We start from the raw sequence: 7,877 nt of genomic DNA on the forward strand, positions 1-7,877 counted from the left end.
TTGTCAACTTCTGCGAAGTTTTTAACTTATTTTAAATCGCTGTGTTTTTCAGCGACCATTTCATCTTATCATTTTCACAGTAAGAAGTCAATAGTTTATTATTTCTTTCAGCAACCTGCCAAAAGCGATGAAGTTTTGCGTTTGTCTTAGTTGGTGCTTATTTATATTAATCCTTTCCCACCATTAAGTCAACACATTTCATACATTTTCTTTTCAAATGAATTAGTCACTTATATGAAGGAATAAATGTGCCTGTCACACCTTGTCTTCCTCTTAAAACATATAATCCAGGAAAATCATTTATCCCAACCATTTGAACTACCGCTTCCCCTTCAACTAAGTAATGCCTTTGGCAAAATCCATAAACCATGCAAGTGATAGGTTATGGCAATAACCATTTAAATAGATGAGGAAACGCATCAATCGAATACTGAAAACGGATTGCTCCTTCCAGGTAGAGTTATTAAACATTAAACCGCTAAAACACAGGGTTCCATTGTCCAAATATTAAAAAATTTTTTTACAATTTTACTTACTTATACTATAATAAATATATTTTAAAAATTTCAGGAGAGACTTTTTAATCATTATAAAAAATAGTTGGGAGAGGGATTTATAAATGATTAATAAAAACACATCTTTGAGGATGCAAAGTATCGTTTTTATTGGCTTTATGGGGGTAGGAAAGACGACGATCGGACAGAAGGTAGCCAGGAAATTATATAGGGACTTTATTGATATAGATCAAGAAATTGAAAAGGAATTCAATATGCCCACTACGGAAATCTTCAAGAAGTTTGGGGAAAAAGCTTTTCGCGAAAAAGAAAAAAGTGTGATTGAAAGCCTTAGTCAACAACAATTGAAAATCATTTCAGTTGGAGGCGGGGCATTTTTACAAGAGGATATACGGAATATCTGTTTAACCAACTGCATCGTCTTTTACCTAGACTTATCTTGGGAATACTGGAAAGAGAGAATAGGCTTGCTTATTGATAGTAGACCTGTTTTACAAAGCCGGTCCCTTGAGGAAATCGAAGAACTCTTTTACACGAGACAGGAAATATACTCCTATCATCATTCAAAAGTGAATACCAATGATCTAGATGTTGATGAAGTGGCAGACTTTATAGTCGATTCATTGAAAGTGGCCTGGGATATATATGAACCGCTTAAGTAAGGCAAACCTTTTTGAAATGTAATCAATGTTCCCAATAAAAGAATAATAGAAAAGATGAAAAGGGCACAGCGGTACCTACCCTCTGTAAACTAATCACCTTTTTATTTTTCTTTTTTAGGAAGACTCTCTAATAATCAGTTCTGGATTCAATATGATTCGCTGTTGTTCCCGTTCTACTTTCTCCATTTGCTGATACAAGAGATTCGCTGCCTCTTTCCCAATACGTCTAGGGAATGAGGAAATGGTCGTTAGCGGAGGATGATAGATTTCTGCGACTGGAACGTTATCGAACCCAACGATATCTATATCTTTTCCAGGAGTAATTCCTTTCATCATTAACCCTTGCATAACACCAAAGGCAATTAAGTCGCTAAAGCAAAAAATTGCGGTAGGCGGATTAGGATTCTCAAGTACTTTCAAAACAGCCTCAAGCCCTCCCTCCCGTGTAGGGGCACTATCTATCACCAACGATTCATCCACTTCCAATCCCGCTCTTGAAAGGGCTTCACGGTATCCCTTTATTCTCTCGATCCAAGTAGAAGACTCCTTAATGCCACCAAGAAGCGCAATTCTTTTATGCCCCTTTCCAAGGAGATGATCAACGGCGATCCTGGCTCCTTCTGGATAGTCTATGCCTACATAGTCGCTATTCACTCCAGGCAGTTCCCTGACAGCAAGCACCATCGGCGTGTCAATTTCATTTAACCGTTCAATTGTATCTTGTGAGCTTTCAGAGACAGGACAAAGAATCAGGCCACCCACCCTATGTTCCATCATGGTTGAAAGGAGATGATCTTGCTTGGCAACCGAGTCAAATGTAGTCCCCAGCAACACTGTATACCCCACCTCATCCAATGCATCGTGAACACCTATCAGGAATTCAGAAAAAAAGGTATTTGATATGTCGGTAATAATGATTCCTACAGTATCAGAACTTTGCGACCTTAGGTTTGCTGCAATTCTATCGTAAACATAACCCAATTCATGCATGGATTTTAGCACCTTTTTTCGCGTCGCTTCCGATATTCGAGGATTATTGCGAACGATAAGGGAAGCAGTGGATGTTGATACCCCAGCATGTTTTGCTACCTGTTGCAGCGTAACCCGCCCTTTTTTGGATTGTTTCATATTTCAATCACCATCTTGAATGTATTTTTGATGTACTTATTATTATCATGTTCTTACTATAATAATAATATAGTTACTGTCATTATTACACCCTTGCTTTTGGAACATGGGAATCTCAACGATCATTAATCACACCAAAACATTTATATCCAATATTCATTAGTCCCCAAAAACGCCATCCTAGTTCCGGAAGATGGAGTTTTAAGTAAATCCTTCAATATTTTTAGCCATGGTTAAATATGGTCTGGTGCTGTGTCAATTTCTTATACCGGTAATATACAAAAGCTGCAGCCAGGATTCCTATAGTAGCAATAAAGCAATCAAAAAGAAATATATGCGATATATCCCCACTCTTAGCGATCAAGCCCGTTGCAATTGGTAAAATGACGCTCGCCAAACTGGATGCCGTCGCAACGATCCCTGTTACAGTTCCTTTTTTTCTCCAGAAAAGTTCAGTCATTATTGCAATGGTTAATTGAAAGATCCCAGCTGTCGAGGCTCCAAGGAAAAAGGAGCTAATACTTAAGACAATAGGTGAATGAATCGTTAATATGATGATTACCGTAAGTAAAGTAATCATTGGATAAAGCAATATCACCGTCACGGGCTTAATCCATTTGTTTAATAAGATGGATAATAGCAGGACGGAAATAAGTGACCCCACACTATAATAGCTCAATAATTTAATTGCACTTGAAGATTGCATCCCTGCGACTTCCTGGCCGAAACTCGGTAACCAGATTTGCGAAACTGTAAATAACGCAGTTGATGTAAACCCAATTATGATTAGTGCGACTCCTTCGCTCCAAAATTTAGGTTCCGTTATGAACCTGTTACTATGCAAATCCCCTTCTTTACTGACAGCTTCGGATTTGCTTGGAAATGAAGCGGACAACACCAAATACATATTCATGAAATAGATGACAGCTGGTACTAAAAATGCAAACCCGTAAAATAATTGGTTCGTAGTAAGAAACAAGATGATGAATGGCAGGATTGTAGCACCAAGCGAACCAAAAGCCTTAACCATAACACTCGCGGAACCAGCAGATTCAGGAAACATTTCAGTTAGCGCCGGATATGTACCAGCATCCATGGCTGAGTTGGAAATTCCCGCAAGTAAGGCAAATACAAAGGCCATTTCATATGTGGGAGAAAATGGAATCCCGATTAAAAAAACGCCCATTATAACCGAAGAGACCATGATTAATGGTTTTCTTCCAAATTTATCTGATAATACTCCCGTGAGACCATACGTGAGTAATCTGCCTATTCCTATTGCTGCAATAAGATAACTAATACCAGTAGAGTCCGTATCCCATTGTTCTGTTAAAGAGGGCATGTTTGAGGCGAGAATTATATTAACCATCCCCAGCAGAAAATAGTTAATATACATGCCAGATGCCGCTTTAAAATACTGATTTTTCATTATTACACCCCTATAATAAATCACGTTGTGTTTCTCCCATATAACACCTTCATGCACAATGTAATTACATTGAAGTCTCCTCTTTATGTTATCCATTTACATGAAAACCACTTTTAAAAAAAAACGCTAAGAAAATCAAGGGATTTCACTCCCTGATTTTCTTAGCTCCGAGGTTTGGTGCACCCAATTTTTTTAATCATTTAATAAATGATGCACATCGAGTATGAAAAAAAACCTCTATTTGGAGAACAATCTCCAGAGTGGAATCATTTTATTCTGCAAACAATTGCTCTTTGATGAAATCAACAGGCATTTGTTGACCTGTCCATAATTCAAAGGCTAATGCACCTTGCCAAAGCATCATCCCAAGACCATTAATAGCTGTAGCACCTACAGCTTCAGCTTGTTCCATTAGTTTAGATTTTCGTGGGATGTAAACAACATCGGTTACGATTAAATCAGGACGCAGCATTGATTCGTCTTGAATGACACTTAAGCCTTCAAGTGGTTTCATGCCAACGCCGGTTCCATTTGCCAAAATATCACTAGTTGCGATTTCAGCCTTTAATTGTTCAACATTTTCAAGAGGGTATACATTGGCTTTCACATTTAAATGCTTCATATCCTCATTGATGATTCGTACATTCTCTTCTGCTTGCGGGAAGAAAGCATCATCACGAGCAAAAATGCTGATTTCCGCCACACCTTCAAGCGCAGATTGAATGGCAATTGGAGTAGCAGCCCCACCAGAACCGATAAGAGTCATTTTCTTGCCTTTAATATCAATACCATGTTCTTTTAGGTTCCGGGTATATCCCATTCCATCAGTGCTGTGCCCTACGAACTTTCCATCGACATTGACAACTGTATTAACGGCTCCTGAAAATTTAGCACTGTCCGCCAATTCATCAAGATATGGAAGGATCTTCATTTTATTAGGCATGGATACGTTAAAGCCTTTTACATTTAATGCACGCATCCCTTTGACTGCATCTTCCAGCTCTTCATTTCCAACCTCAAATGCTAAATACGCGCAATTCAAGCCTAATTTATCGAAAGCTAAATTATGCATGGCAGGTGATAATGAATGTCCAATAGGTGTTGCAAGCAATCCTACTAATTCTGTTTTCCCATTAATTCGTCCTAGATTTTCCATGTTCTATTCCCCCTGATTTTTTAAACTTTATATAAATTCCTTCTTGGATGGAATTATGAGTTAAATATTTTGATCAATGATTTTCAATACATTTCTTAATTGGGTAACAGGGATTTGTCCTGGTGCAGATGCTTCTTTTCCGGCACCAAATGTACAAGCAGATCCAAACACCGCACCTGATAATCGACTGACCAGGCCTGTACCCGACATTGACATCGTAATGAATGGGCGATCGGCATACTTAGTTTTCATCGTGTAAGTTGCATCTAGTAATACGAGTAAATCACCAACTGTTTGGGGCATTACAGCGATTTTGGGAATATGGGCGCCAAATTCCTGCATCTTACGCAATCGGTAAATGATTTCTTCTTTTGCTGGTGTCTTATCGAAATCATGGTTACACATCACTACGTATACGCCATTTTCCTCAGCTACCTTCACAGTCTCCTTCACTGATGATTCCTCAAAAAACAATTCCACATCGACAAGATCAATATTCTTCGTTTTAATTGCTGTATGAAGAAGTTGGAAATAATAATCATCGCTGATTTCCTTGTTTCCGCCTTCTTTATGGCTTCTAAAAGTGAAAAGCAGCAAAGTACTAGGAACAGCACTTCTAAGTTTTGAAATCATATCCGAAACGGCTTCTAAGCTTTCGACTTGTTCAAAGACATCTACTCGCCATTCAATGATATCCGGCCGTAGCGCATTTACCATTTCAACTTCTTTAAGCAGTTCTTCTTCCGTTGTCCCCATTAGTGGAACGATGATTTTTGGAACCCCTTCTCCGATCGTTACGTCTTTGATCGTGATTGTTTGCATGATGTTTCCCCCTTTTATCATTAACATCAGTGGGGTTCATGCCCCACTGATGTTCAGTTAGACCGTTTAATTGGAAACTTTAATTACCTTTTTGTATCGATAGGCAACGAAAACGGCCAACAAAATACTAACTGCCGCAATTGCCACATCAAACAAGAAGACCGCTGTTAACCCAGCACTCTTGGAAATGATACCAGTAATGAAAGGTATGATGATAAAGGCTGAGCTACCTGCAATGTTTACATATGAAGTGATCGTACCTTTATTGGCAGGGAAGAATTCCGTGATTATTGTCATGGCTAATTGGAATACCCCTGCAGTTGAAAGCCCTATGAAGAAAGCGCTCAAAACGGTTATAAATGGTTGCTGGATGTAGATGAGTGACAATAAAGATAATGCTGCAATGACCGGATAGATAATCATGACGGTAACGGGCTTAATTACTTTATTCAATAGAACAGCTAGTAAAATGACAGAAACAAGGGAGCCAATACTATAGTAACTAAGCAATTGAACAGCCTTAGCTTGGGTTAGCCCCAATACATCTTGTCCGAAGTTCGGAAGCCAGACTTGAACCAACATGAATAAAGCAGTTGATGTGAAGCCTAATAGTATGACGGCCAAACCTTCCTGAGCAAACTTCGGTTTTGAGAGGAATTGCTGTTGAACCGGCACAGCTTGTTCATCATTCCGAGTTTGGCTTTGGGCTTTATGATCCGGGAATGAAACCTTAAGCAGGAAAAATCCATTAACAAGATATACAGCAGCCATTAAGAAGAATGTATACCCGTAAAACATATCTCTAGCTATAAAGAACGCCATGATAAATGGAAGAAGTGCGGCACCGATTGAAACGAACGCTTTTACTAATACGGTAGCGGAACCAGCTTTCTTTTGAAAAGCCTCAATAAGTGCTGGATACGTACCTGCATCCAAAAATGAATTGGCAATACCAGCACATACAGCAAATATAAATGCCAATGTATAGTTAGGAGCCAAAGGTACGCCTATAAGGAAGATCAGGTAGATAAAAGATGCTGAAACAACAAATGGTTTCCTTCCTAATTTATCCGACAGTCTACCGGCGAAAAACAAAGAAACTAACTTACCGATTCCTATGGCAGAGACCAAGTAACTTATCCCTGATGCACTTGTATTTAATTGATTTGACAAATTTTCCATATTTGATCCAATGATAATATTGATCATGCCTAAAATAAAATAGCTAATATATAAACCTGTGGCCATTTTTATAAATGGATTTTTCATGAAAAACACCCCTATTTAAAAAGTTATCGGAAATGCAATTTGATTCTTAAGCCTTTCAGATGTTGCCCCCTTGCCCCATACCATAAATTCAAGAAAAATAATTACGTACTAAATAAAACAATAAACATCATAGATTAACCGGCTAAGTTAGTACATCGTTCTACCAACTCAGCATTACTAGTATATCGTTCTACTAAACGTGCTTGTTGTTAGTATATCGTTCTACTAAATTCAAGCGATTAGAAAAGTATTGAAAAACATTTATGCTACCGTAAATTAGTTAAATTTATTTAGTATATCGTTCTACTGGATTATTATACTGCGCTAATTTAATTGTGTCAAACTCATGAAGCAGTCCTTAATGACCATAGAGCAATTCCCCATACTCATTATTTTTAAATTCCGAAGGTCTCATTTTGGATCTCATTTACCTTAAAAGTTCAGCCCTGCCTTGTATTTGTTAGTGTTCATACAAGTTGGAAGAATACCTTTTATTTGCAGAGGCACCAATTATTTTATCCTTTATGAGGGCTTCCTTCTATTTTGATATTCCCCACATTTTTAGTTACCAGTTTCTGAATTAATTTCTTTTTAGCTAAAATATTTGTATTGCTGCTTATTTATATCAATTATCCAGTTATTTGCAATCGATTTTAATACCCATTGTCTAAGCAGGTAGTACTAATACCTCGCTTATATCCTAAGTTACGATAGTCGAAACGGTTTAAATTTAAAAGGATGAACAATTTTCGATTTCAGCCCCTTTCAATGGTGATGTAACAGCTTCTATATATAACAGGGCTCCATAATTTGTTCTTAACGCAAAAAAAGACCAGCCGGATGGCTGATCTTTTAAATGGCTTGGCGGCGTCCTACTCTCACAGGGGGAAACCCCC

Annotated in this window: 6 protein-coding genes; 1 reads left to right on the forward strand and 5 read right to left on the reverse strand. The window is 38.0% G+C overall.

Translation table 11 applies throughout. The features are described from left to right. Nucleotides 1-619: 619 nt before the first annotated feature. The gene (locus SB775_RS27095) at nt 620-1,177 is read left to right on the forward strand and encodes a shikimate kinase (protein WP_057277282.1); all 558 of its coding nucleotides are present in this window, start codon (nt 620-622) and stop codon (nt 1,175-1,177) included. Between the two features lie 114 nt (nt 1,178-1,291). Here SB775_RS27095 and SB775_RS27100 read toward each other — a convergent pair whose 3' ends face one another. The 5 genes from SB775_RS27100 to SB775_RS27120 all read right to left on the reverse strand — a co-directional run bounded on the left by SB775_RS27100 (nt 1,292) and on the right by SB775_RS27120 (nt 6,981). Then, nucleotides 1,292-2,305: a LacI family DNA-binding transcriptional regulator gene (locus SB775_RS27100; protein WP_410864231.1), complete on the reverse strand. Its 1,014-nt coding sequence runs from the start codon at nt 2,303-2,305 to the stop codon at nt 1,292-1,294. A gap of 223 nt (nt 2,306-2,528) precedes the next feature. Next, on the reverse strand, nt 2,529-3,734 hold the full coding sequence (locus tag SB775_RS27105; RefSeq protein WP_410864232.1) for an MFS transporter: 1,206 nt from the start codon (nt 3,732-3,734) through the stop codon (nt 2,529-2,531). Between the two features lie 271 nt (nt 3,735-4,005). Next, nucleotides 4,006-4,890, reverse strand: coding sequence for a shikimate dehydrogenase (locus SB775_RS27110; RefSeq protein WP_034306141.1), 885 nt, complete (start codon nt 4,888-4,890; stop codon nt 4,006-4,008). Nucleotides 4,891-4,950: 60 nt separating this feature from the next. Beyond that, nucleotides 4,951-5,712 carry a type I 3-dehydroquinate dehydratase gene (gene aroD, locus SB775_RS27115; protein WP_089365089.1) on the reverse strand — a complete coding sequence of 254 codons (762 nt, stop codon included), beginning with the start codon at nt 5,710-5,712 and terminating at the stop codon, nt 4,951-4,953. A 66-nt stretch (nt 5,713-5,778) separates the two neighbouring features. After that, nucleotides 5,779-6,981, reverse strand: coding sequence for an MFS transporter (locus tag SB775_RS27120; protein WP_089365088.1), 1,203 nt, complete (start codon nt 6,979-6,981; stop codon nt 5,779-5,781). Nucleotides 6,982-7,877: the final 896 nt, after the last annotated feature.

The sequence above is a fragment of the Peribacillus sp. SIMBA_075 genome, assembly GCF_046534585.1.

Bases quoted from the DNA above. Each gene is read 5' to 3' on its own strand.
- SB775_RS27095 (WP_057277282.1), top strand. From the start codon at position 620: ATGATTAATAAAAACACATCTTTGAGGATGCAAAGTATCGTTTTTATT.
- SB775_RS27100 (WP_410864231.1), bottom strand. From the start codon at position 2,305: ATGAAACAATCCAAAAAAGGGCGGGTTACGCTGCAACAGGTAGCAAAA.
- SB775_RS27105 (WP_410864232.1), bottom strand. From the start codon at position 3,734: ATGAAAAATCAGTATTTTAAAGCGGCATCTGGCATGTATATTAACTAT.
- SB775_RS27110 (WP_034306141.1), bottom strand. From the start codon at position 4,890: ATGGAAAATCTAGGACGAATTAATGGGAAAACAGAATTAGTAGGATTG.
- aroD (WP_089365089.1), bottom strand. From the start codon at position 5,712: ATGCAAACAATCACGATCAAAGACGTAACGATCGGAGAAGGGGTTCCA.
- SB775_RS27120 (WP_089365088.1), bottom strand. From the start codon at position 6,981: ATGAAAAATCCATTTATAAAAATGGCCACAGGTTTATATATTAGCTAT.